The sequence below is a fragment of the Pseudomonas sp. AU11447 genome (assembly GCF_001672555.2).
GTDB classification, from domain to species: domain Bacteria; phylum Pseudomonadota; class Gammaproteobacteria; order Pseudomonadales; family Pseudomonadaceae; genus Pseudomonas; species Pseudomonas nitroreducens.
The window spans coordinates 29064-51540 of record NZ_LZDG02000062.1 but is presented as its reverse complement, the minus strand read 5'-3'; the positions used below and the strand labels follow the sequence as shown (position 1 = coordinate 51540).

The 22477-nt window shown below is 66.9% G+C and carries 20 protein-coding genes; 13 read left to right on the top strand and 7 right to left on the bottom strand.

The window, feature by feature from the left end:
- Positions 1-57 precede the first annotated feature (57 nt).
- Entirely contained in the window at positions 58-771 is a 714-nt protein-coding gene (locus A6723_RS23045) for an LrgB family protein (RefSeq protein WP_082450618.1), read from the bottom strand.
- Positions 771-1133, bottom strand: a complete 363-nt coding sequence (locus tag A6723_RS23040) for a CidA/LrgA family protein (protein ID WP_045217069.1) — start codon at positions 1131-1133, stop codon at positions 771-773. Before A6723_RS23040 ends, A6723_RS23045 begins: the two co-directional genes overlap by 1 nt.
- A gap of 168 nt (positions 1134-1301) precedes the next feature.
- On the opposite strand from A6723_RS23040, the gene A6723_RS23035 reads away from it, so the two are divergent.
- The 3 genes from A6723_RS23035 (at position 1302) to A6723_RS23025 (ending at position 4253) form a co-directional block, all read left to right on the top strand.
- Entirely contained in the window at positions 1302-1757 is a 456-nt protein-coding gene (locus A6723_RS23035; protein WP_017521697.1) for a MaoC family dehydratase, read from the top strand.
- 93 nt (positions 1758-1850) lie between these two features.
- Positions 1851-3581, top strand: a complete 1731-nt coding sequence (locus A6723_RS23030) for a C13 family peptidase (protein WP_054908352.1) — start codon at positions 1851-1853, stop codon at positions 3579-3581.
- A gap of 30 nt (positions 3582-3611) precedes the next feature.
- Positions 3612-4253: an oxidoreductase gene (locus A6723_RS23025; protein ID WP_054908351.1), complete on the top strand. Its 642-nt coding sequence runs from the start codon at positions 3612-3614 to the stop codon at positions 4251-4253.
- Between the two features lie 206 nt (positions 4254-4459).
- On the opposite strand, the gene A6723_RS23020 is transcribed toward A6723_RS23025, so the two are convergent.
- From A6723_RS23020 to A6723_RS23005, 4 genes are all read right to left on the bottom strand, one after another.
- Positions 4460-4747 (bottom strand): YceK/YidQ family lipoprotein, encoded by a 288-nt coding sequence (locus A6723_RS23020; RefSeq protein ID WP_024764688.1) that lies wholly within the window; start codon positions 4745-4747, stop codon positions 4460-4462.
- Positions 4737-5366, bottom strand: a complete 630-nt coding sequence (gene ubiX / locus A6723_RS23015) for a flavin prenyltransferase UbiX (RefSeq protein WP_017521701.1) — start codon at positions 5364-5366, stop codon at positions 4737-4739. Before ubiX ends, A6723_RS23020 begins: the two co-directional genes overlap by 11 nt.
- 2 nt (positions 5367-5368) lie before the next feature.
- Entirely contained in the window at positions 5369-6721 is a 1353-nt protein-coding gene (mpl, locus tag A6723_RS23010; protein ID WP_054908350.1) for a UDP-N-acetylmuramate:L-alanyl-gamma-D-glutamyl-meso-diaminopimelate ligase, read from the bottom strand.
- Positions 6722-7042: 321 nt separating this feature from the next.
- Positions 7043-8962, bottom strand: coding sequence for a sigma-54-dependent Fis family transcriptional regulator (locus A6723_RS23005; protein ID WP_054908349.1), 1920 nt, complete (start codon positions 8960-8962; stop codon positions 7043-7045).
- 323 nt (positions 8963-9285) lie between these two features.
- On the opposite strand from A6723_RS23005, the gene A6723_RS23000 reads away from it, so the two are divergent.
- Complete coding sequence (locus tag A6723_RS23000) at positions 9286-10806, top strand: aldehyde dehydrogenase family protein (RefSeq protein ID WP_045217053.1); 1521 nt, start codon at positions 9286-9288, stop codon at positions 10804-10806.
- A gap of 221 nt (positions 10807-11027) precedes the next feature.
- Here A6723_RS23000 and A6723_RS22995 read toward each other — a convergent pair whose 3' ends face one another.
- Positions 11028-12080: an AraC family transcriptional regulator gene (locus A6723_RS22995; RefSeq protein ID WP_054908348.1), complete on the bottom strand. Its 1053-nt coding sequence runs from the start codon at positions 12078-12080 to the stop codon at positions 11028-11030.
- Between the two features lie 360 nt (positions 12081-12440).
- Here A6723_RS22995 and eat point away from each other — a divergent pair, with 360 nt between their 5' ends.
- The 9 genes from eat (at position 12441) to A6723_RS22950 (ending at position 22448) form a co-directional block, all read left to right on the top strand.
- Positions 12441-13805 (top strand): ethanolamine permease, encoded by a 1365-nt coding sequence (eat, locus tag A6723_RS22990; protein WP_054908347.1) that lies wholly within the window; start codon positions 12441-12443, stop codon positions 13803-13805.
- Positions 13806-13816: 11 nt separating this feature from the next.
- Positions 13817-15211, top strand: a complete 1395-nt coding sequence (locus A6723_RS22985) for an ethanolamine ammonia-lyase subunit EutB (protein WP_054908346.1) — start codon at positions 13817-13819, stop codon at positions 15209-15211.
- A gap of 25 nt (positions 15212-15236) precedes the next feature.
- Positions 15237-16043 carry an ethanolamine ammonia-lyase subunit EutC gene (eutC, locus tag A6723_RS22980; RefSeq protein ID WP_054908345.1) on the top strand — a complete coding sequence of 269 codons (807 nt, stop codon included), beginning with the start codon at positions 15237-15239 and terminating at the stop codon, positions 16041-16043.
- 168 nt (positions 16044-16211) lie between these two features.
- Positions 16212-16724, top strand: a complete 513-nt coding sequence (locus A6723_RS22975) for a GspH/FimT family pseudopilin (protein WP_054908344.1) — start codon at positions 16212-16214, stop codon at positions 16722-16724.
- Positions 16721-17314, top strand: a complete 594-nt coding sequence (gene pilV / locus A6723_RS22970) for a type IV pilus modification protein PilV (RefSeq protein WP_064979864.1) — start codon at positions 16721-16723, stop codon at positions 17312-17314. Before A6723_RS22975 ends, pilV begins: the two co-directional genes overlap by 4 nt.
- Positions 17311-18054 carry a PilW family protein gene (locus A6723_RS22965; protein ID WP_054908342.1) on the top strand — a complete coding sequence of 248 codons (744 nt, stop codon included), beginning with the start codon at positions 17311-17313 and terminating at the stop codon, positions 18052-18054. Before pilV ends, A6723_RS22965 begins: the two co-directional genes overlap by 4 nt.
- Positions 18051-18596 carry a hypothetical protein gene (locus A6723_RS22960; protein ID WP_054908341.1) on the top strand — a complete coding sequence of 182 codons (546 nt, stop codon included), beginning with the start codon at positions 18051-18053 and terminating at the stop codon, positions 18594-18596. Before A6723_RS22965 ends, A6723_RS22960 begins: the two co-directional genes overlap by 4 nt.
- The gene (locus A6723_RS22955) at positions 18583-22005 is read left to right on the top strand and encodes a pilus assembly protein (protein ID WP_054908340.1); all 3423 of its coding nucleotides are present in this window, start codon (positions 18583-18585) and stop codon (positions 22003-22005) included. Before A6723_RS22960 ends, A6723_RS22955 begins: the two co-directional genes overlap by 14 nt.
- The gene (locus tag A6723_RS22950; RefSeq protein ID WP_054908339.1) at positions 22005-22448 is read left to right on the top strand and encodes a type IV pilin protein; all 444 of its coding nucleotides are present in this window, start codon (positions 22005-22007) and stop codon (positions 22446-22448) included. The genes A6723_RS22955 and A6723_RS22950 overlap by 1 nt, the downstream gene beginning before the upstream one ends.
- The last annotated feature ends 29 nt before the right edge of the window (positions 22449-22477 follow it).

Here is a 22477-nt window from a genome sequence, read left to right as displayed (position 1 = left end):
TCTGAGGGCGTTTGCCAATGCCCTACGGCCGACGCGCAGCAGATCGTCAACAGGCTCTCAGGCGATCAGCGCTACCGCCAACGGTAGCAGCACAGCGGTGGCCACGCCCATCAGGCTCATCGCCAGGGCGGCGAAGGCGCCGCATTCCTCGCCCTCCTGCAAGGCGCGGGAGGTACCCACAGCGTGGGCGGTCATGCCCAGCGCCATGCCTTGCGCAGCCGGATGGTGGACGCCGAAGCGGCGCAGCAGTTCCGGGCCGAGGATGGCGCCGAGCACGCCGGTGATCAGCACGAACACCGCCGCCAGCGCCGCCACGCCGCCGATCTGGCTGGCCACCAGCATGGCGATGGGCGAGGTCACCGACTTGGGCGCCAGGCTCATCAGCAATTCGTGGTCGACGCCGAACAGCCAGCCCAGGCCGATGCCCAGCGCGGTGGCGAACAGGCCGCCGACCAGCAAGGTAATCAGCGTCGGCCAGAACAGCTGGCGGATGCGCTTGAGGTTGAGAAACAGCGGCACCGCGAGGGCGACGGTCGCGGGGCCGAGGAGGATGGTCAGCACCTTGGCGCTGTTGCTGTACTCGCTGTAGTCGATGCCGCACGCCAGCAGCACCGCGATGACGATCAGCATCGACACCAGCACCGGCTGCAGGAATACCCAGCGCGTACGCTCATAGGCGGCCAACGCCAACTGATAAGCGCCCAGGGTGACGCCAACGCAGAACAGCGGGTGGTGGATGACGGAATTCACCGCGCCTTGCCAGTCGAACATCACGCACCCTCCTTCTGCTTGCGCTGGCGGTCGATGAGCTTCTGCATCAGCCAGCCGGCGAACACGAAGGACACCAGCAGCGACAGCGCCAGCGCGCCGGCGATCGCCCAGAAGTCCGCGGCGATCTGCTTCGCGTAGGCCATAACACCGACCGCCGCCGGCACCAGCAACAGCGGCAGGTAGCGCAGCAGCGAGGCGGCCGCCTCGTTGACCGGCTTGCTCACCTCGCCGTTCCACACCAGGAAGGCGAACAGCAGCACCAGCCCAATGATCGGGCCGGGGATCATGTGCAGGATGAGAGCATTCAGGCCCGTGCCGAGCAGTTGGAACAGCACCAGCCAGGTCAGGCCGCGTAGCAACATCAGAAACATCTCCAGCGCAATATGCCGACATTATGCCCGCCCGGCGCCCGCTATGGCGCGGCATTCGCCCAAAGCATGAATGCTTGACCGCTCCAGGGCGCCATGCTGATCTACAGGCGGATTTCACGTAGGCCGTACTAGAAGAACAACGCATTCCCCGGAGGAAACATGGCATTCGTACCCGTAAGCGCACTGAAGGACTACATCGGCAAGGACCTGGGCCATTCGCAGTGGATCACCATCGATCAACAGCGCATCAACCAGTTCGCCGAGTGCACCGAGGACCACCAGTTCATCCACGTCGACCCGGAAAAGGCGAAGAAGACGCCCTTCGGCGGTACCATCGCCCACGGCTTCCTGTCGCTGTCGCTGATCCCGAAACTCTGCGAGGGCCTGCTGGTCCTGCCGGAGAACCCCAAGATGGTGGTCAACTACGGCCTGGACAGCGTGCGTTTCATTCAGCCGGTGCCGGTGGATTCGCGCGTGCGCCTGCAGGTGACCATCACCGACATCACCGAGAAGAACCCCGGCCAGTGGTTGATCAAGGCGCGCTGCACCCTGGAGATCGAAGGCCTGCCCAAGCCGGCCTACATCGCCGAATCGCTGAGCCTGTGCTTCGTCTGACGGCCCGCTCGCAGCGATGAGAAAAAAGCCCGCGACCGCGGGCTTTTTTGCGTCACACTGCCAGTGCGCCCCTCCGCCGATTCGAGCCTCCCGATGCCACGCCACCTCCTTCCCCTGAGCCTCGTCCTGTTCCTCGCTGCCTGCGGCGAGGGCGAACCACTGACGCCACCGGACGCCCGCCTGCCCGACGGCGCGCGCTACCGCGGCGAGCTGGTGAACGGTCAATTGCAGGGGCCGGGGCGGCTCGATTACAGCAACGGCGCCTGGTACGAGGGCGGCTTCGACAAGGGCCTGCAGAGCGGCCAGGGCAAGTGGAGCGACGGCAACGGTACACGCTACGAAGGTGAGTTCCGCAACGGAATATTCGAAGGGCGCGGCCGCCTGCAATATGCCGACGGCAGCGTCTACGAGGGCCAGTTCAAGCGCGGCGAGTTCGACGGCGAAGGCCGCCTCTCCCAGGGCGGCACCACCTACAGCGGCGGTTTCCGCAAGGGTCGCTACGAAGGCCTGGGCAGCCTCGAACAGGCCGACGGCACCCGCCACCAGGGTGCCTTCGCCAAGGGCGAGGCCAACGGCGAAGGCGCCCGTCGGGACAGCCTCGGCAACCAGTACAGCGGCACCTTCAGGAACGGCGTGCTGGAGGGCAAGGGCATCTTCCGCGACGACGCGGGCGACCAATACAGCGGCGAGTTCCGCAACGACCAGTTCGAGGGGACCGGGCGCTTCCAGAATGCCGACGGCGATGTCTGGTTCGGCCGCTTCAAGGCTGGCGCGCTGAGTGGGCCGGGCGAGTTCATCGGCACCGACGGCAGCCGTTACCAGGGCGAGTTCCGCTTCTGGCGCTTCGACGGCAAGGGCACGCTGACGCGCTCCGATGGCCAGGTCTACAGCGGCGGCTTCGCCCGCGGCGAGTACTCGGGCGAAGGCACCCTCACCCGCAGCGACGGCAGCCTGCAGAAAGGCGTCTGGAATGCCGGACAACTGCGCCAGGACGCCACCGGCAAGCGGCTGCCCAATCCACTGGAAGTCGGTTTGCTGGAACAGGGCGCGTTGCTGGAGAAGGAACTGGCCGCCATCCCGCCATCCACCCCGGCGATCGAACTCTATGGCGTCAGCCTCGGCGGCGACGGCAAGCAGAGCGTGTTCCTGCGCGAGGCCGACTACGTCGCCAACCTGCTCGGCGAACGCTTCGGCGCGCGCGGCGTGGTACGCCTGGTGAACCATCGCGACCACCTCGCCGACCGCCCCATGGCCACCCGCGAAACCCTGGCTCGCACCCTGCGCACCATCGCCGAACGCAGCGGCCCGGAAGACCTGGTGTTCATCTACCTGACCAGCCATGGCTCCCACGACCACCAGTTGGTGCTGGACATGCCGGGGCTCAAGCTCGACGACCTACCGGCCAGCGAACTGGCCAACCTGCTCGCCCCACTCAAGGACCGCTACAAGGTGCTGGTGATTTCCGCCTGCTACAGCGGTGGCTTCATCCCCGCGCTCAAGGACGACAAGACCCTGATCATGACCGCCGCACGCAGCGACCGGGTGTCCTTCGGCTGTTCCGAGGAGGCCGACTTCACCTACTTCGGCGACGCGCTCTTTGCCAAGGCCCTCCAGCAGACCGACGACCTCAAGCAGGCCTTCACACTGGCCAGTGCTACCGTGGCCAAGCGCGAGAAAGAGGAAGAATTCGAACCATCGGAGCCGCAACTCTGGGCGCCGAAGGCGGTCATTACTCGCTGGCAGGCCCTGCGCGCGCAGCAGTCGCACGGAGAGTTGGCGCTCGGCAATATCGATGCGCAGGCAAAACGACAGGGTGGCAACTAAGCTGGAAAGTGTGTCAGAGGGGAAACACAGATGTACTCGAAACCAACGAATATCCTGCTAGCTGGCGCCACCGGCCTGACCGGTGAACATCTGCTCGACCGCATACTCAACGAGCCCACGGTCAAGCGCGTCATCGCTCCGGCCCGAAGGAAGCTGGCGGAGCACTCGCGCCTGGAAAACCCCATCGGCCCGCTGGCCGAGCTCATCCCGCACCTGGTCCAGCCGGTGGACACGGTGTTCTGCTGCCTGGGCACCACGCTCAAGGAAGCCGGCTCCGAGGAGGCCTTCCGCAGTGTCGACTTCGACCTGCCGCTGGCCCTGGGCGAGCGCGGCCTGGCACTCGGCGCGCGGCACTACATCGTGGTCAGCGCACTGGGCGCGGACAGCAAGTCGTCGATCTTCTACAGCCGGGTCAAGGGCGAGCTGGAGGATGCCCTGCGTCAGCAAGGCTGGCCGCAGCTGACCATCGCACGGCCATCGCTGCTACTGGGTCAGCGTGAGGAAATCCGCCTCGCCGAACTGCTTGCCGCGCCCTTCGCGCGCATCCTGCCGGGCAAGCTGCACGGCATCGAAGCCATCGCCCTGGCCCGCGCGCTCTGGCGCCTGGCGCTGGAAACCGGCAAGGGTAGCCGCGTCGTCGAATCGGACGAGTTGCGCAAGCTGGGCAAGTAACCCCACAACCGCAGGGCGTAAAACGCTTTTGTAGGATGGGTGGAGCGGAGCGATACCCATGCAGCCGTCATCGTGATTGATGGGTATCGCTTCGCTCCACCCATCCTACGAGGTCTCTCTCTGAACGCTCATCACGGCAGCCAGGTCTGTCGGACGGATAGCCTGGACCAGGTTATCCGCCACTCCTCGCCCCTACCTGAACGGACTCAGTTCCCGCCCCACACCTGCAGGCCAACCCCCAGTTCCGCGGCGATCGACAGCGGCAGCAGCAAGGTGTCCAGCAGCGCGCTGCCCGGCAGGTCGAGGCCGGGATAGGCCGGTGCGTCGGTGCCGAAATGATCCTTCGGGCAGCAGCCGCCATTCAGCGAATACCAGTCCAGCCGGGTGCCGGCGTAGATCAGCGGGTCGCCGGGACGGCTGTCGTTGAGGGTCTTCACGGTGGCGCAACCGCCCAGTTGCAACAGCAGCAGGGCGGCGAGGAGCTTATTCGTCACTGACAAGATGGTGTTCGCCCCAGCGCGGCAGCATGTCCTGGGGGATGCCCAGTTGATTGAGGATGCGCGCGACGACGAAGTCGATCAGGTCGTCCACCGTCTGCGGCTGGTGATAGAAGCCCGGAGCGGCCGGCAGGATCACCGCGCCCATATTGGACAGCTTGAGCATGTTCTCCAGGTGGATGCTGGAGAACGGTGCCTCGCGCGGCACCAGGATCAGTTGGCGGCGCTCCTTCAGCGCCACGTCGGCGGCGCGTTCGATCAGGTTGTTGCAGGCGCCGGTGGCGATGGCCGAGAGCGTCCCCGTCGAGCAGGGCACCACCACCATCGCGCTGGGCGCGCCGGAGCCGGAAGCCACCGGGGCCATCCAGTCTTCCTTGCCGTAGACGCGAATCTGCCCCGGCGCGGCGCCGGTGTACTCGCTGAGGAAGGCCTGCATCGCCTGCGGCTTGCTCGGCAGGGTCACGTCGGTCTCGGTGGCCACCACCAGTTGCGCGGCCTTGGAGATGAGGAAGTGCACCTCGCGGTCTTCCTGCACCAGGCAGTCGAGCAGGCGCAGGCCGTACTGGGCGCCGGAGGCGCCGGTCATGGCAAGAGTGACGCGTTCGGCTCCCGCCATGCTCAGCCCTCCAGCGCCTGGGCCAGCTTGCCGTGCAGGCCGCCGAAACCGCCGTTGCTCATGACCACCACCTGGGTGCCCGGCGTGGCGATGGCCTTCACACCCTCGATGATGGCGTCCAGCGAATCGCACACTTGCGTGGGCACGGTGGAGCCGGCCACGGTGGCGGCCAGGTCCCAGCCGAGGTTCGGCGGCGCGTACCAGAACACGTTGTCAGCCTGCACCACGGACTCCGGCAGGCCGTCGCGGTGGGCGCCAAGCTTCATGGAATTGGAGCGCGGCTCGACCACGGCAATGACCTTCGCATCACCGACGCGCTTGCGCAGGCCATCGAGAGTAGTGGCGATGGCGGTCGGGTGGTGGGCGAAGTCGTCGTAGATGGTCACGCCTTTGACCTCGGCGACCTTCTCCATGCGCCGCTTGACGCTCTTGAAGGCCGACAGCGCGGCGCAGCCCAGCTCCGGCACCACACCGACATGACGGGCCGCCGCGAGGCAGGCCAGGGCGTTGGCGACGTTGTGCTGGCCGGTCAGTTCCCAGTCCACGGTGCCCTGGGGTTTGCCGTCGAAGAGGACCTCGAAGTGCGAACCGTCTTCGCTGAGCAGGCGCGCCTGCCACTGGCCGCCTTCGCCGGTGGTTTGTACCGGCGTCCAGCAACCCATGTCGATCACGCGCTTGAGCGCGGTTTCGGAGGTGGGGTGGATGACCAGGCCTTCACCGGGAATGGTCCGCACCAGGTGGTGGAACTGCCGCTCGATGGCGGCGAGGTCGGGGAAGATGTCCGCGTGGTCGAATTCCAGGTTGTTGAGGATCGCCGTGCGCGGGTGGTAGTGAACGAACTTCGAGCGCTTGTCGAAGAAGGCGCTGTCGTACTCGTCGGCCTCGACCACGAAGAACGGCGTGCCGCCCAGGCGCGCGGAGACGCCGAAGTTCTGCGGCACACCGCCGATCAGGAAGCCCGGGCTCATGCCGGCATGTTCCAGCACCCAGGCCAGCATGCTGCTGGTGGTGGTCTTGCCGTGGGTGCCGGCGGCCGCCAGGACCCAGCGGCCCTGCAGCACGTGGTCGGCCAGCCACTGCGGGCCGGAAACGTAGGGCAGGCCCTTGTTCAGGACGTATTCCACGGCAGGGTTGCCGCGCGACAGCGCGTTGCCGACTACCACCAGGTCCGGGGCCGGCTCCAGGTGCGCGGGGTCGTAGCCCTGCATCAGCTCGATGCCCTGGGCTTGCAGCTGGGTGCTCATGGGCGGGTAGACGTTGGCGTCGGAACCGGTCACGCGGTGGCCCAGCTCCTTGGCCAGGACGGCCAGCGAGCCCATGAAGGTGCCGCAGATGCCGAGGATGTGGATATGCATGCAGACTCCTGCAATCAAGCCTTTCCAGGCGCTTCGAATGGCCGGCAGAGTAGCACAGCGCGCCCCCGCGCGGCCCGCCGCCGGGGCATCAGACGACGAGGTGGGGAGGCGGTTCCCGGTGGGTGGTGAAGCGAGTCACTTTCCGATATCGAGGGGCGCAGATCAAAGGATGAGGAAAAGCAGCAGTCATTTCCCGGGATAGCCGTTCCCGTGCATCCCCCTCACCCCAGCCCTCTCCCTCAGGGAGAGGGAGCTGGCCGCGCCGGCTGACACCACAGTTTCATCCTGCACCGAACGGTCCCCTCTCCCTCGGGGAGAGGGCTAGGGTGAGGGGCTCCTGCGGCTCAGGCCATGGCGATTGAGCTTGCGGTACAGCGTGTTGCGGCTGATGCCGAGCTGCTGCGCGGCGCGGCTGACGTGCCAGCGCTGCGCTTCCAGCACCGCCAGCAGTGCGTCGCGCTCGGCGGCGCCGAGGGTGTCGCCGCCGTCCTCGCTCACCGGTACCGCGACAAGAACGGGAACCGAAGTACGGCGCAGGTCCGGCGGCAGGTCCGCCATCTGGATGCGTCCGCCCTCGCACAGCGCACAGAGCGTGCGCAACACGTTGCGCAGCTGGCGCACGTTGCCCGGCCAGGGGAAGTCCAGCAGGTGCCGGCGCACGTCGTCGTCCAGCCGTACCGAGCGGCCCTTGCTCTCCTCAGCCAGCAAATGATCGAGCAACGCACCGCGGTCTTCGCGCTCGCGCAGCGGCGGCAATGCGACGACCAAACCATTGAGGCGATAGTAGAGGTCTTCACGGAACTGCCCAGCGGCCACCAGCGCTTCCAGGTCACGGTGGCTGGCGCTGATCAGGCGGATATCGACGTCCTGCGGCTCGCCGCCGATGGGCACTACCTGGCGCTCCTCCAGCACGCGCAGCAGGCGTGTCTGCAACGCCAGCGGCATGTCGCCGATCTCGTCGAGGAACAGCGTGCCGCCGTCGGCCTGCTGCAACTTGCCGCGCATGCCTTCCTTGCGCGCGCCGGTGAAGCTGCCGCCGCGGTAGCCGAACAACTCGCTCTCGATCAGGGTCTCGGGGATCGCCGCGCAGTTCAGCGCGACGAAAGCCTTGCCGGCACGTTCGCCACCCAGGTGTACGGCGCGGGCGAAAGCTTCCTTGCCGGTGCCGGTCTCGCCCTGCAGCAGCAGCGGCACGTCGTGGGCATAGACCTTCAGCGCCCGGCGGAAATCATGGGCCAGTTGCGGATCGTCGATGCACAGCCCTTTCGCCAGCGGCGCACGCGGCAGCACCGGCGCGGCGGCGATGGGACGCTGGCCGCGCAGCAGCGCATAGAGAGTGCGGCCAGCGTGGGTGCGCAGCGGCCAACTGGCATTGGGCTGCGGGTCGGCGCGGCTGAACAGGTCGTCCAGCCGGCAATCGAAGAATTGCTCCAGGGAGCGGCCAATGAGACTGTCACGGCGGCTGCCGAGCAGGTTGATCGCGCTCTGGTTTGCCGCGCGGATTCGCCCGTCAGCGCCGAAGGCCAGCAGGCCTTCGCTGAACAGGCCGAGGCCGTCCGGCTGCAGGTGGAAGCGCAGCAGCCACTGGTCCTCGAAATGCCGCAGGAAGTAGCAGCTCTCGATGGCCTTGGCCGACAGGTTGACCAGCGCCATGGTGTGGAACTGGCTCTGCCGCGACACGTCGCGGCGCGCGGAAGAAACGTCGAGCACCGCCAGCAACTCGCCCTGCGGGTCGAACACCGGGCTGGCCGAGCAGGTCAGCCCGGTGTGGCGGCTGCGGAAATGTTCGTCCTGGTGAATGGTCAGCGCCTGGCGCTCCACCAGGCAGGTGCCTATACCGTTGGTGCCCTCGCGCGCCTCGCTCCAGTCGGCGCCGAGCCACAGCCCGGCCTGCTCGAAGGTGCGGCGCTCGGCGGCTTCACTCACGCAATTGAGAATGACGCCACGGGAGTCCGTGAGCAGCACCGCATGGCCGGCGCCGGAGAGCTGCTGGTGCAGGCTGTTCATCTCGCCGCTGGCGATTTCCAGCACCTGGCGATGGTGCTCGCGGACTTCGAGCATGCGCGCATGTTCCAGCACCGTCGGCGCCATGGGTTGCGCCGGGTCGAGGTGGTACTGCTCCAGGCAGCGCATCCAGGAGCGGGCGATGGACGGGTCCGCACCGGGCGCTCCGGCGTGGGCCTTGCCCTCGGCCACGGTCATGACCTGGCGGGCGTGGCGGCTCAAATCGTTGGCGCGCATTCTTGTTGTTCTCCGCTTGGGGGACGGGGAGGCAGCCCCGGATTCCTGCGACTGTTTGTCAGACAATTCGTCGGAATGCAGGACAGCATCCCCCACGCGCCCAACCAATGCAACGCTTGTCCGACCGTCAGGTCACGACTGTCACGAATACGGGACAAAGTGTCACCCAGCCCTGTGCCAGGGGCGTTACAGGGCGATTTCCGGCGCCCGGCTCGATTCGCCGCAACCCAAGCGGCGCGGGGCTTTCACTGGCATGGCCCGGCCCTTGCTCTACGCTTGTTCAACGTCCTCCCCAACAAGCACAAGACCCAGGAGATCCGACCATGCGTTATGCCCATCCCGGTAGCGAAGGCGCCATCGTTTCGTTCAAGGCGCGCTACGGCAACTACATCGGCGGCGAGTTCGTCCCGCCGGTGAAGGGTCAGTACTTCACCAACACCTCGCCGGTGAATGGCCAGCCCATCGCCGAATTCCCCCGCTCCACCGCCGAAGACATCGACAAGGCGCTGGACGCCGCCCATGCCGCCGCCGACGCCTGGGGCCGCACCTCGGTGCAGGACCGCTCGCTGGTGCTGCTGAAGATCGCCGACCGCATCGAACAGAACCTGGAACTGCTGGCTGTCACCGAAACCTGGGACAACGGCAAGCCGGTGCGCGAAACCCTCAACGCCGACATCCCGCTGGCTGCGGACCACTTCCGCTACTTCGCCGGCTGCATCCGCGCACAGGAAGGCAGCGCCGCCGAGATCAACGACAGCACCGTCGCGTACCACATCCATGAACCGCTGGGCGTGGTCGGGCAGATCATCCCGTGGAACTTCCCGCTACTGATGGCCGCGTGGAAACTCGCCCCGGCGCTGGCCGCCGGCAACTGCATCGTGCTCAAGCCGGCCGAGCAGACCCCGCTGGGCATCTGCGTGCTGATGGAGCTGATCGGCGACCTGCTGCCCAAGGGCGTACTCAACGTCGTCCAGGGCTTCGGCAAGGAGGCAGGTGAAGCGCTGGCCACCAGCAAGCGCATCGCCAAGATCGCCTTCACCGGCTCGACCCCGGTGGGCTCGCACATCCTCAAGTGCGCCGCCGAGAACATCATTCCGTCCACCGTGGAGTTGGGCGGCAAGAGCCCGAACATCTACTTCGAAGACATCATGCAGGCCGAGCCGACCTTCATCGAGAAGGCCGCCGAAGGCCTGGTGCTGGCCTTCTTCAACCAGGGCGAGGTGTGCACCTGCCCGTCCCGCGCACTGGTGCAGGAGTCCATCTACCCGCAGTTCATGGACGTGGTGATGAAGAAGGTGAAGGCGATCAAGCGCGGCGACCCGCTGGACACCGACACCATGGTCGGCGCCCAGGCCTCGCAGCAGCAGTACGAGAAGATTCTTTCCTACCTCGATATCGCCCAGCAGGAAGGCGCTCAGATCCTGGTCGGCGGCTCGGTCGAGAAGCTCGACGGCAACCTGTCCACCGGCTATTACATCCAGCCGACGCTGCTCAAGGGCAGCAACAAGATGCGCGTGTTCCAGGAGGAAATCTTCGGGCCGGTGGTCGGTGTGACCACCTTCAAGGACGAAGCCGAAGCACTGGCGATTGCCAACGACACCGAGTACGGCCTGGGCGCCGGCGTCTGGACCCGCGACATCAACCGCGCGTATCGCATGGGCCGCGGCATCAAGGCCGGCCGCGTATGGACCAACTGCTACCACCTGTACCCGGCGCACGCCGCCTTCGGTGGCTACAAGAAATCCGGCGTGGGCCGCGAGACCCACAAGATGATGCTCGACCACTACCAGCAGACCAAGAACCTGCTGGTGAGCTACGACATCAACCCGCTGGGCTTCTTCTGATTGCGCGCAGCTGATTGACCCCGCCCGGCTCGCCGGGCGGCCTCCCCCGAATCGATCTTTGCGCGGCCCACGGGCCGCGCTTTTTTATGCCTGAAAAGCGCGCCGGACGAATGCTTTTCGTAGGAGCGAGCTTGCTCGCGAACCCGCCCGGCACCTGAGCCGCCGGACAATCCGTTCGCGAGCAAGAGCTAGGCGCCCCCCTCGCTCCTACAAGGAAAAGGTCAGCTTGCGTCACTTCGCCACTGCCGCGGGCTCACGCCAAACCAGCGGCGGAAGGCGCGGGAGAAGGCGCTGGTCTCGGAGTAGCCGAGCAACGGCGCCAGCTCGGAAATCGGCCGTTGCGGCTGGCGCAGGTAGTGCAGTGCCAGTTCGCGGCGGGTGTTTTCCACCAGTTGGCTGAAGCTCAGCCCAGCCTCGCGCAGGCGCCGCTGCAGGCCCGCGGTGGTGAGCTCCAGCTGCTCGGCGATCAGTTCCAGCGAGGGCTCGCCGTCACTGAGAGCCAGGCGAATCTGCGTGCCGGCGTCTTCCACCAGATTGGGCGCGCCGCCCTGCTCGCCCAGTCGGCGGATCACGTCCTGCACCAGGAACAGCAGGTTGGCGTCGCGCTCGGGCATCTGCCGGCCATAGAGGTCGCGCTTGGGAATCAGCATCGAGTTGCAGCCGCGCTGGAACAGCACCGGCGCGTCGAACACCCGGCCATGCTCCTGCCAGCCTTCGGGCCGTGCATGCTCGAAGCTCACCGCACGCGGCGCCCATTCGGCGCCGAGCGCATGGCGCATCAGGTTCAGCGCCATGCCCAGGGTCAGCTCGGCGTCCTGGCGGCGGTCGAGGATCGCGCCGTGGCGGACCTGGTAGTCGAAGCGATAGCACTCGCCGCAATCCACCAGGCGGATCAGCGTGTCGTGCTGGTGATAGGGGAAGGCGGCGGCGAAGTTCTTCAGCGCGTCTTCCAGCGTCTCCGAGCACAGCCCGACGTAGCCCAGCAGGCCCAGTTCGCGCGGGCGGAACTGCTCGCCGTAGCGCAGCCCGAAGTTGTCACAGCCCGACTGCCGCGCTGCTTCTTCCAGCACCTGGCAATAGTTGGTCAGCGCCAGGCTCAGGGTGGGATGCAGCAGGCGCTCGGGGTCGATGCCGGCGCGGCCGAAGACGCGGTCGATGTCCCCGCCCTGGTCGCCGATGAAACGACCCAGGCCGCTGGCGGCAGCAGACAGCACGCCGATATTGCTGGCCAGGGGCAGGCTAAGGCCGGACGGAGAAAACAGAGGCTGGCTCATGTCGGTTACCGATCTTGTTTTGAGACGCGCAAGGCACATGGCTCCCGGAAAGAAGGGAACGAATAAACAAAGCAATTCCCGTGCCTCGCCATGCATTACCGATCAGCCGGACACGGCGCCACGCCTGGCCTGCAGCTGCCACAGCAGAGGGCAGATGCGAGGAATTGGGCACCAGAAACGGGCACCGGGCGCCGTGTGGGGCAATGGGTAACAGCCAGTTGACCCTGCGCGGCGAAAGCCGGTTCCAGCGGTCAAGTCTTGCGCGGCAGTGCGCCACTACCATCGAGGCTCAGGTATCCGTCCACGCCCCTGCGGCCCGCCATCTGCGGCCTACCCCTTGCGGAGAGAGGAATAACAACAATGAGCGCATCACAACTCAAACCAACGCTGGGCACCCTGCACCTCTGGGGGCTCGCCGTGGGCCTGGTGATCTCCGGCGAGTACTTCGGCTGGAGCTACGGCTGGGCCGCCGCCGGCACCCTGGGCTTCCTCGTCACCACGCTGATTGTCGCGGTGATGTACACCTGCTTCATCTTCAGTTACACCGAGCTGACCACCGCCATTCCCCATGCCGGCGGCCCCTTCGCCTATAGCCTGCGGGCGTTCGGCAAGACCGGCGGGATGATCGCCGGCATCGCCACACTGATCGAGTTCGTCTTCGCCCCGCCGGCCATCGCCATGGCCATCGGCGCCTACCTCAACGTGCAGTTCCCCGGCCTCGATCCGAAGTGGGCCGCCACCGGCGCCTACGTGATCTTCATGACCCTGAACATCCTCGGCGTGAGCATCGCCGCCACCTTCGAACTGGTGGTGACGGTGCTGGCGGTAGCCGAGCTGCTGGTGTTCATGGGCGTGGTGGCGCCGGGCTTCAGCTTCAGCAACTTCGTGCTCAATGGCTGGGCCGGCTCGGACGTGTTCGGCGCCCCGGCCATGGCCGGCATCTTCGCCGCCATTCCGTTCGCCATCTGGTTCTTCCTCGCCATCGAGGGCGCAGCCATGGCCGCCGAGGAAGCGAAGGACCCGAAACGCACCATCCCGCGCGCCTACATCGCCGGCATCCTGACCCTGGTGACGCTGGCCATCGGCGTGATGATCTTCGCCGGCGGCGTGGGCGACTGGCGCGCACTGTCGAACATCAACGACCCGCTGCCGCAGGCGATGAAAGCCGTGGTCGGCAACAACTCCACCTGGATGCACATGCTGGTGTGGATCGGCCTGTTCGGCCTGGTGGCGAGCTTCCACGGGATCATCCTTGGCTACTCGCGGCAGTTCTTCGCCCTCGCCCGTGCCGGCTTCCTGCCCCGCGGGCTGGCCAAGCTGTCGCGCTTCCAGACGCCGCACCGCGCCATCCTCGCCGGCGGCGCCGTGGGCATCGCGGCGATCTTCAGCGACAGCCTGATCAGCCTGCAGGGCATGACCCTGACCGCGGCGATGATCACCATGAGCGTGTTCGGCGCCATCGTCATGTACATCATGAGCATGTTCAGCCTGTTCAAGCTGCGCCGCAGCGAGCCGGACCTGGAGCGCAGCTTCCGCGCACCGGGCTACCCGGTGGTGCCGGCCATCGCGCTGGTGCTGGCGCTGGTCTGCCTAGCCGCGATGCTCTGGTTCAACAGCGTCATCGCCTCGGTGTTCCTGGTGCTGATGATCGGCGGCTGCTCCTGCTGCAGCATCGTCATCAGCCTCAATCGCGGCACCGACGCGTCGTTCGCCAGCCAGGGTTGAGAGAGGTCGGCATGTCCGGATTCGCCCACAGTATCGGTGGCCAGACCTGGCGCTTCGACAGCCTGCGCGAGGTGATGGCCAAGGCCAGCCCGGCGCGCTCCGGCGACCGCCTCGCCGGGGTCGCCGCGGGCAGCGACGCCGAGCGCGTCGCTGCGCAGATGGCGCTGGCCGACATCCCGCTCAAGCACTTCCTCGACGAAGCGCTGATCCCCTACGAGAGCGACGAAGTCACCCGGCTGATCATCGATACCCATGATCGTGAAGCCTTCGCCCCGGTCAGCCACCTCACGGTGGGTGGCCTGCGCGACTGGCTGCTCGGCGATGCCGCCGACGAAGCCAGCCTGCGTGCCCTGGCGCCGGGGCTGACGCCGGAAATGGCGGCGGCAGTGTCGAAGATCATGCGCGTGCAGGACCTGGTGCTGGTCGCGCAGAAGGTCCGCGTGGTCACCCGCTTCCGCAACACCATGGGCTTGCGTGGGCGCATGTCCACGCGGCTGCAACCCAACCACCCCACGGACGACCCGGCCGGCATCGCCGCCAGCGTGCTCGATGGCCTGCTCTACGGCAACGGTGACGCCATGCTCGGCATCAACCCGGCCACCGACAGCCTGCAATCGATCTGCACGCTGCTGGAGATGCTCGACGCGATCATCCAGCGCTACGAGATTCCCACCCAGTCCTGCGTGCTCACCCACGTCACCAGCTCCATCGAGGCGATCAACCGCGGCGCGCCGCTGGACCTGGTGTTCCAGTCCATCGCCGGTACCGAAGCGGCCAACGCCAGCTTCGGCGTGAGCCTGTCGATCCTGAAGGAAGGCTACGAGGCCGGGCTGTCGCAGAAACGCGGCACCCTGGGCGACAACCTCATGTACTTCGAGACCGGCCAGGGCAGCGCGCTGTCCGCCAACGCCCACCACGGCGTCGACCAGCAGACCTGCGAGACCCGCGCCTACGCGGTGGCGCGGCACTTCAAGCCGTTCCTGGTGAACACCGTGGTCGGCTTCATCGGCCCGGAGTACCTGTACAACGGCAAGCAGATCATCCGCGCCGGGCTGGAGGATCATTTCTGCGCCAAGCTGCTCGGCGTGCCCATGGGCTGCGACATCTGCTACACCAACCACGCCGAGGCCGACCAGGACGACATGGACATGCTCCTGACCCTGCTGGGCGTGGCCGGCATCAACTTCATCATGGGCATCCCCGGCTCCGACGACGTGATGCTCAACTACCAGACCACCTCCTTCCACGACGCGCTCTATGCGCGCCAGACGCTGGGCCTGAGGCCGGCGCCGGAGTTCGAGGCGTGGCTTGCGCGCATGGAAATCCTCCGCCAGCAGGACGGCCGCGTGCACATGGCCAACCAGCTTCCCGGCGCCTTCCGCCACGCGCTTGCGCAACTGTCCTGAGGGCCGCTCGCCTGAGGAGTTTTCGATGAGCGACAGCTTCACCCCCAACCCCTGGCAGGAGCTGCGCCGGCTGACCTCCGCGCGCATCGCCCTGGGCCGCGCCGGCACCAGCCTGCCGACCGGCGCGCAGCTGGATTTCCAGTTCGCCCACGCCCAGGCGCGCGACGCCGTGCACCTGCCCTTCGACCGCGATGGCCTTGCCGCGCAACTGGCCGAACGCGGCCGCGAGACGTTGCTGCTGCACAGCGCCGCCGCCGACCGCGACACCTATCTGCAACGCCCCGATCTCGGCCGCCGCCTGAACGAAGATTCGGTAGATATCCTGCGCCGCCATGCCGACCGCCATCCGCAAGGCTACGACCTCGCCGTGGTGATCGCCGACGGCCTTTCCTCGCTGGCCGTGCAGCGCCACAGCCTGCCCTTCCTCGAACGCATGGAGGAACAGGCGCGCAACGAAGGCTGGAGCCTGTCGCCGATCGCACTGGTGCAACAGGGCCGCGTCGCCGTCGCGGATGAAGTGGCCGAGTTGCTGCGGGCGAAGATGGTGGTGATCCTGATCGGCGAGCGCCCCGGCCTGTCATCACCGGACAGCCTCGGCCTGTACTTCACCTGGGCACCAAAGGTCGGCCTGAACGACGCCTACCGCAACTGCATCTCCAACGTGCGCCTGGAGGGATTGAGCTACGGCCTGGCCACACACCGCCTGCTCTACCTGATGCGCGAGGCGTGCCGCCGGCAGCTGTCGGGAGTGAACCTGAAGGACGAGGCGCAGCTGCCCGCGCTGGAAGGAGACGACGCGCCGTCACGGGGTAATTTCCTGCTCGGTGGCTGAGCAGGAAGGCTCTGCCGTGAACGCGACCACATGCCGCGCAGGTGATCGCCGTCTTTAAGAATCGTCTTAAATCGCCCCTCCCGCTCATCGCGATAAAAACCTCGCCATCAAGGACCGTGCACTGGCACGGAAGGCTGCGCCCGGCGCACCCCAGTCGATGGCGAGAACATGGATTCACCCCGTAGTGCTACCTTCACCCGGCTTGCGAGCCAACGCGGCATCACCCTGGTCGAGACCCTGGTGACCATCGCGATCCTGGCGATCCTGCTGGGTATCGCAGTGCCCTCCTTCGACCTGCTGATCAATCGCAACCGCGCCCAGAGCGGCGGCAAGCAACTGATCGCCCTGCTGCAATATGCCCGCGCGCAGGCGCAGATCAGCCACCAGGAAATCAGCGTCACACCGCAAGCGAGTGGCGACTGGACTTCGATGCTGGTGGTGTCCCAGCGACGTGGCGGCGACCTGGCTGGCAGCCAGGCCATCGAACTGCGGCGCGCCCAGCTGGACGACTCGGCCAAGGTGCAGGTCCAGACCAGCACCAGCGCCGCGCGGGTGGTCTTCGACGGCAACGGCATCGCCGAATCCGGCCTCGACTACCCGCTGGTCTTCACCCTTGCTTCCGGCAGCTACAGCAGCAAGGTCTGCCTGCAACGCAGCGGGGCAGTCTGGGTATGCGAATGAAGCCAGTGCGCGGCGAACGGGGCTTCTACCTGATCGAGGTCATGGTCGCGGTGATGCTCACCAGCGTGGCGCTGCTGGGCATGCTGGCCCTGCAGGCGCGCAGCATCAGCTACGCCCACGACAGCCAGCAGCGGCAGAACGCGATCCTCCTCGCTGCCGATCTCGCCCGCAGCATGCAGGCCAATCGCGAAGGGCTGGTCCGCAACGGCAAGCTCAAGGGCGATGCGGCATTCCTGGTAGCCAAGGGCAGCGCCTTCCCCAGCCTGGGCAGCGGCGAATCCTGCGTCACCAGCGGGCTCGGCACGAGCGACAGGATTCGTCGCGAGCTGGCCTGCTGGACGGCGCAGGTGCAGCGCCGGCTCGTCACCGACGACGAACTGCTCAAGGACTCCACCTTCATCTGCGCCACCCGCGACGGCAAATCCTGCGCCAGCGGCGCCGAACAACCGCTGCTGCTGATCCAGCTCGCCTGGCACAGCCGCAACTGCCGCAGCGGCAGCCCGACCGTTGCCGAGGACGCCGACTCCGCCTGCCTGAGCGCGGACGCTGACGGTGGCGTCGAGCGCTATCGACTGAGTTTCCAGCCATGAACGCCAGCACACAGAAAGGCCTGTCACTGATCGAGCTCATGGTGGCGCTGGCGCTCGGCACCCTGGTGCTGTTCACCGTGCTGCAGATCTACCTGTCGGGCAGCGACCACGCCGCCTTCAACAATGCCCAGCAGCAGAACCAGAGCCGCGCGCGCTTCATCCTCGACCTGCTGCAGAACGAGGCCGGGCATGCCGGTTACGTCGCCTGGCAACGCCATGCCGTGGCGCAGGACGCCACGCAATTCGACTTCATCCTCGATCGCGACGGCCCCTTCCCTTCGCTGACCGACAGCCGTACCGGCTGCAGCTTTGGCACTGGCAAGGCCAGCAGCGTCGACGCCGACGGCAAGGGTCTGTGCCTGCGCTACCAGCGCTCGCAGCGGGTCGATGCGCAGTTCCTGCAGGATTGCAGCGGTGGCGCGCTCTACAGCGATGCCGATAGCGGCACGCCGCAGGTACTGGTGAGTCACCTGCACTTCTCCGGCGGCGAACTGCGCTGCAAGACCAACAACAGCGCTTCGGCCGGCGAGGTAGTACTCGCCACGGGCATCCACGACCTGCGTTTCGTCGACGCCTCGCTCAACCAGGTCCGTGTCGGCCTGGTGCTGACCTCGACCCGCCCGCTGCTGCCGGAGAACTGCAGCTATCCGGACCCGCTCGGCGACCAGCAGAAAGACACCGGCACGCGCGGGCTGTGCAGTGCCTTCGCGCAGACGCTCTACCTGAGGAACCAGCCATGAACCGGCAACGCGGCCAGACCCTGCTGATCGCCCTGATCCTGCTGCTCGGCCTGAGCATCCTGACCCTGGGCAACCTGCGCAGCGGCCTGCTGCTGGACAACAGCCTCGCCGACGCCCGCGACTACCAGGCAGCGCTGGGCGGCGCCACCTCGGCCGTCAACGAGGCGCTGTACCGTAGCCGCCACAGCCCAAGCATGGCGGTGGGCACGCTCGACGACTGCATCGATACCGCGCAGGACCAGCAGCAGGTGCTGCTCTGCGACCGTCTCTGGCTGAACCCTTCCGACTCGGCCAGCAGCGCCCTCATCACCAAGGCACGCACCTACCGCGGCAACGACCTCGCCAGCCCGGACGAGCTGGACGAACTCAGCCGCGCGCCACGCTGGTACGTGGCCGCCCAGTGCGAAAGCCGCTCCTCCAGCGCCATGGCCGACTGCCTGGCCGGCAGCGGCACCCTGCTGCTGCAGGTGAACGCCCTTGCCACCGGCATTACCGACCAGGCCCAGGTGCGCCTGCAGGAGTACGCCCGTGTGCAGCGCTGAGAACCTCCTGCGCGGCGCACTGCTGGGCGCCGCCCTGCTCGCCGCCGCCAACGCGCTGGCGGCCACCCCGAGCCAGGCGCCGCTGTTCCTGGTCGAGGGCGTCTCGCCGAACCTGATCGTCACCCTCGACGACTCCGGCAGCATGACCAGTGCCTACACGCCCGACGGCATGAGCTCCTACACCATCGCCAACCGCTCCTCGTCGTACAACCCGATGTACTACAACCCGGCGATCACCTACGACGCGCCCTGGAAAGTCACCTTCAGTGGTGGGCGCCTCACCAGCGAGCGCTACACCACCAGTTTCGACAAGGCCTTCTACGACGGTTTCCTCACCATCCAGACCAACACGCTGGACCTGAACAGGAACACCGGCAACGGCTACAGCCAGAACGCCACGCAGGCGGTCAACAGCACCGATGCCTACCAGCGCTACGCCCACTACTACCAGTTCGACACCGCCTGCCCGCACGCGCGCAACGTGGCGACCAGCACCCTGAGCGCGGTGCAGAACTGCGCGGCCGACTCCTCCTACACCAGCGCCAGCGCCTGCACGCGGACCTGCTTCACCCCCAAATGGGTGACCAGCACCGCCGAGCAGCAGAACTACGCCAACTGGTTTTCCTTCTACCGTACCCGCCAGCTCGCCACGCGCACCGCGGCGAACCTGGCCCTGTTCGATCTGCCCGAGCATATCCGGGTCACCTGGCAGGGCCTGAACAACTGCTACAGCAGCAGCTTCAACCTGAATTCCACCGCCTGTGGCAACCAGACCCTCGCCTCCTTCACCGGCCAGCACAAGGCCGAATTCTTCAATTTCTCCGCGCGCCTGGCAGCCAGTGGCGGCACGCCGCTGGGTACGGCGCAGAACCGGGTCAACAGCTACCTCTCCAGCACGACGGCCTACAACCCCTATGCCCGCGTGCCGGGCGCCACGCGCGACGTGAAGACCGAGTACGCCTGTCGTCCCACCTACCACCTGCTGATGACCGATGGCTTCGGCGACGGCTCCGGCGGCAGCAATGCCGACGGCACCCCGCGCACCCTGCCCGACGGCAAGGCCTTCGCCGGCACCGCGCCTTATTACGACAAGTGGTCCAACACCCTCGCCGACAACATCTTCCTCGGCTGGGCAACCGATGCGCGCACCGACCTGGACAACAAGGTCCCGCCGCGCTATCGCGACGGCAACGATTACTGGAACCCGAAGAACGATCCGGCCACCTGGCAGCACGTCACCACCTATACCGTCGGCCTGGGGCTCGGCCCGACGCTGAAATACCTGCAATGGGGCGGCGATACCTACTCGGGCTCCTACCCGCAGTTGCTCGACGGCAGCAAGAGCTGGCCGAACCCAAGCGGCAGCACCAGCATCGATGGCATGACAGTGACCGCCAACGAAGGCAAGGTGGCGGCGCTGTGGCACGGTGCGCTGAACTCCCGCGGCGAATTCTTCAGCGCCGACTCCACCAGCGAACTGGTGCAGGCCTTCCAGGCCATCGTCAGCAGCATCTCCACCAACCAGCTGGCGGTCGCCGCGGCAGGGGCCAGCTCGACCTCGCTGAGCACCGACACCCACCTCTACCGCGCCAGCTACCAGCCCACCGACTGGAGCGGCGACATCCTGCAATACCGCCTCGACGCCGACGGCAACGCCCAGGCCAATACCGCGCTGTCCTTCCGCAACCAGCTCGACCAGCGCTCCCCCGCCAGCCGCAGCCTCTACATCAACACGCGCCCCGATCGCCCGAGTGGAAACCTCCAGGCCTTTGCCTGGGGCAACCTCGCGGCCTCCCAGCAGGAGCAGCTGGACAGGGCGCCCGGCACCCAGACCCGAGACAACCTCGGGGCACGCCGCGTTGCCTGGCTGAGCGGCGACCGCAGCGACGAAGACGCCACCTTCCGTGCACGCAACCACCTGCTGGGCGACATCATCTACTCCTCACCGGTGGTCGTCGGTGCGCCCGCCAGTGTCACCTACTACCTGGAGAAGGCCACGGGCGCCAGCGGCTACGACGCCTTCCGCCAGGACCACGCCGACCGCGAACGGCGCATCTACGTCGGCGCCAACGACGGCATGCTACACGCCTTCGACGAGACCGGCCGGGAGCGCTGGGCGTTCATCCCCGCGGCAGTGGTCGACAAGCTCAACTACCTGCCGGCGAAGAACTACGCAGGACGCTCGGAAGAGGAAAACACCAACAACCTGCATCGCTTCTTCGTCGACGGCAGTGCCGTCACCCAGGACGTCTACTTCGACGGTGCCTGGCACAGCGTGCTGGTCATGGCGCCCGGGCGGGGCGGGCGCGGCCTGTTCGCCCTGGACATCACCGATCCGGACACCCCCAGGCTGCTCTGGGAGCACAGCGCCAGCGCCGCCAGCCGCGACGGCAAGACCATCGACTTCGGCTACCTGCTGGAGCGCCCGGTCATCACCCACTCCGACGGCGAGCCCTACGTGCTCACCGGCAATGGCTACGACGCGGGCAAGGGCTATTCGCTGTCGATCCGCCTGGCCGACGGCCGGATCGATGCCGCCAGCCACGCCTCCGGCGGCGACGGTGACGTCGCCAGCACGGTCGCCTGGACCCAGGCCGCCAGCCCCGGAGAACTCGCCCAGCGCTATTACGGCAGCCTTCAGGGCAACCTGTATCGCCAAGGCGGCATCGATGCCAAGGCAAGCCTGCTGGCCAGCCTCGCCAGCGCACGGGGCCAGGCTGTGAGCGCGGCGCCGGAAGTCACCCAGCACCCACGCGGCGGGCAGCTGGTGCTGGCCGGCACGGGCAAGTACTTCGAAGGCAGCGACAAGGAAGGCCCGGCCACCGCGCAATCGCTCTATGGGTTCTGGGACCAGACCGACTACCTCGCCCACGTCGATGGCGCCGGCGATCCTGCCACCCTGACCAGACTGGGCGACCTGCAGAAGCAGACGCTCACCGAGGAAACCGTCAGCCACAGCGGCGGCAGCACTCTGGTCCGGCAACTGAGCAGCGCCAGCGTGAGCTGGGACAGCAGCGGTAAACGTGGTGTCGGCATCCGTGGCTGGTACTTCGATCTGGCCGACAGCGAGATGATCCTCGACCAGCCCTTCATGCTCGGCGACGTACTCTTCGTCACCGTCAGCAAGCCCAATGCCGACCCCTGCAGCGCCGGGATCACCTACTGGTTGCTGGCAGTCGACCCGAAGACCGGCGGCGCGCTGGACTTCAATGTCTTCGACCTGGCCGGCGACGGCTCCTTCAGTGAGCGTGCCAGCGGCATCCGGATCGACGGTCCGGTGACGCGCGTCGGCGGCAACCTCTACACCCCCGACGGCAGCCGTCTGCCCGTGCAGCTCTTCGACCCGGTCAACCAGGGCCGCTTCAACTGGCAGATCCTGAATTTCAACCTGCCCACGGGGTATCCCTGATGTCCGCACGCACGCTCGCAAGCCGCGCGCGAGGCTTCACGCTGATCGAGCTGATGGTGGTGGTCTGCATCCTCGCGCTGCTGGCCGGCATCGCCATCCCCAACTATCGCCAGTACGTCCTGCGCGCCAATCGCAGCGAGGCCCAGACACTGCTGCGCGACGCCGCCGCACAGCAGGAGCGCTACCTGGCGCAATACAGCAAGTACACCGATGCCGCGACCCGGCTGGCCTTCGGTTACCCGCTGGTCGATGGCAAACGCCTGTCGCCGCACCAGCTTTATGAACTGCAGGCCGAGTTCATCGACGGCAACACCCGCAGCTACCGCCTGACTGCCCTGCGCCGGGGCGCCCAGGCCGGTGACAGCGAATGCGGCGACTTCACCCTCGACCACCAGGGCCAGCGCGGCACCAGCGCCGGCAGCGTGGATAGCTGCTGGCGCTGATCAAACGCTCGCTTGGATTGCGCTTTCCA

Coding starts and splice junctions, on each gene's coding strand:
- A6723_RS23045 (WP_082450618.1), bottom strand. CDS start 771: ATGTTCGACTGGCAAGGCGCGGTGAATTCCGTCATCCACCACCCGCTG.
- A6723_RS23040 (WP_045217069.1), bottom strand. CDS start 1,133: ATGTTGCTACGCGGCCTGACCTGGCTGGTGCTGTTCCAACTGCTCGGC.
- A6723_RS23035 (WP_017521697.1), top strand. CDS start 1,302: ATGGCATTCGTACCCGTAAGCGCACTGAAGGACTACATCGGCAAGGAC.
- A6723_RS23030 (WP_054908352.1), top strand. CDS start 1,851: ATGCCACGCCACCTCCTTCCCCTGAGCCTCGTCCTGTTCCTCGCTGCC.
- A6723_RS23025 (WP_054908351.1), top strand. CDS start 3,612: ATGTACTCGAAACCAACGAATATCCTGCTAGCTGGCGCCACCGGCCTG.
- ubiX (WP_017521701.1), bottom strand. CDS start 5,366: ATGGCGGGAGCCGAACGCGTCACTCTTGCCATGACCGGCGCCTCCGGC.
- mpl (WP_054908350.1), bottom strand. CDS start 6,721: ATGCATATCCACATCCTCGGCATCTGCGGCACCTTCATGGGCTCGCTG.
- A6723_RS23005 (WP_054908349.1), bottom strand. CDS start 8,962: ATGCGCGCCAACGATTTGAGCCGCCACGCCCGCCAGGTCATGACCGTG.
- A6723_RS23000 (WP_045217053.1), top strand. CDS start 9,286: ATGCGTTATGCCCATCCCGGTAGCGAAGGCGCCATCGTTTCGTTCAAG.
- A6723_RS22995 (WP_054908348.1), bottom strand. CDS start 12,080: ATGAGCCAGCCTCTGTTTTCTCCGTCCGGCCTTAGCCTGCCCCTGGCC.
- eat (WP_054908347.1), top strand. CDS start 12,441: ATGAGCGCATCACAACTCAAACCAACGCTGGGCACCCTGCACCTCTGG.
- A6723_RS22985 (WP_054908346.1), top strand. CDS start 13,817: ATGTCCGGATTCGCCCACAGTATCGGTGGCCAGACCTGGCGCTTCGAC.
- eutC (WP_054908345.1), top strand. CDS start 15,237: ATGAGCGACAGCTTCACCCCCAACCCCTGGCAGGAGCTGCGCCGGCTG.
- A6723_RS22975 (WP_054908344.1), top strand. CDS start 16,212: ATGGATTCACCCCGTAGTGCTACCTTCACCCGGCTTGCGAGCCAACGC.
- pilV (WP_064979864.1), top strand. CDS start 16,721: ATGAAGCCAGTGCGCGGCGAACGGGGCTTCTACCTGATCGAGGTCATG.
- A6723_RS22965 (WP_054908342.1), top strand. CDS start 17,311: ATGAACGCCAGCACACAGAAAGGCCTGTCACTGATCGAGCTCATGGTG.
- A6723_RS22960 (WP_054908341.1), top strand. CDS start 18,051: ATGAACCGGCAACGCGGCCAGACCCTGCTGATCGCCCTGATCCTGCTG.
- A6723_RS22950 (WP_054908339.1), top strand. CDS start 22,005: ATGTCCGCACGCACGCTCGCAAGCCGCGCGCGAGGCTTCACGCTGATC.